The organism is Rhizobium sp. P32RR-XVIII (assembly GCF_012641395.1).
Lineage (GTDB): Bacteria > Pseudomonadota > Alphaproteobacteria > Rhizobiales > Rhizobiaceae > Rhizobium.
The window spans coordinates 1-1,196 of sequence record NZ_JABAIH010000077.1 but is presented as its reverse complement, the minus strand read 5'-3'; the positions used below and the strand labels follow the sequence as shown (position 1 = coordinate 1,196).

Sequence of the window (1,196 nt, the reverse complement as noted above, 5' to 3'; positions counted from 1 at the left end):
TGATGCTGTGGACGGCTCCTCCGCCGGCATCGCGATGTGCCAAGATTGCGGTGTTGCTAGGAACCGCATGGGAGGAGCCATCCATGGAAGAGATTACCACGATTGGACTCGACATTGCTAAGTCGGTGTTCCAGGTGCACGCCATTTCCGCAACCGGCACGGCCGTCGTTCGTCGACCACTGAAGCGCCGTTATATTGCTCAGTTCTTTGCAGGCCTTAAACCGTGCCTGATTGGCATGGAAGCCTGTGCGACTGCCCACCATTGGGGGCGAGAGCTGACGAAGCTCGGTCACGAGGTGCGGCTCATGCCGCCACGCTATGTGAAGCCGTACGTGAAGCGCAACAAGAACGATGCGGCTGATGCCGAAGCCATATGCGAAGCGGTGATGCGACCACACATGCGCTTTGTCCCGATCAAGACAGTGGACCAGCAGTCGATCCTGATGCTTCATCGTACCCGTATGCTGTTCATTCGCCAGCGCACGATGACGATCAATGCTGTTCGCGCCCATCTTGCCGAGTTCGGCATCGTCGCGGGCGTCGGGCGCAATGGGCTGCAGGCACTTCTTGATCTTATCCGTAAGGGCGAAAAGACTGAGATACCGGCAGAGGCGTACCTATGTCTCTCAGCACTGGCAGATCAAGTTGACTTGCTGAAGCAGCGCATATTGGACATGGATCGGCGGATTTTGAAATGGCATCGCGCCAATGATCTCAGCCGCAAGCTCGAAGCAATTCCAGGTGTTGGCCCCTTGGTAGCAACGGCATTGGCGGCCAGCATCCCCGATCCGACCGTCTTCCGCTCCGGGCGTGATCTGAGCGCCTGGATCGGCCTAGTACCCAAGCAAAACTCGAGCGGCGGCAAGGAGAAGCTTGGAGGCATCAGCAAGGCTGGAAACCGATACCTCCGGCAATTATTGGTCGTCGGCGCGTTGGCGGTGATCAAGCGAGCGAAGCTATTGGGTCATAGTCGCCACCCCTGGCTCGTCAACCTCATGGAGCGTCGCTCCTCGAAAGTGGTGGCGGTAGCGCTCGCCAACAAGATGGCGCGGGTTGCCTGGGCAATGATGAGCCGTAACGAACCCTATCGAATAACACCGGTCCTAGCCGGAGCCTGAAAACACGACGCTATGTCGTGAACGTCGTTGGTAAAAGAGCAGGAGACTTATAACGCACCTATGTCAGTCGGCCCAAGG

The 1,196-nt window shown here is 57.8% G+C and carries 1 protein-coding gene; it reads left to right on the top strand.

The features are described 5' to 3' along the window. Positions 1-83: 83 nt before the first annotated feature. A complete protein-coding gene (locus HGP14_RS35115; RefSeq protein WP_168834376.1) occupies positions 84-1,118 on the top strand; it encodes an IS110 family transposase in 1,035 nt (344 codons plus the stop codon). The last annotated feature ends 78 nt before the right edge of the window (positions 1,119-1,196 follow it).

Excerpts from the sequence above, each read along its gene's own strand:
- HGP14_RS35115 (WP_168834376.1), top strand. The coding sequence starts at position 84 with ATGGAAGAGATTACCACGATTGGACTCGACATTGCTAAGTCGGTGTTC.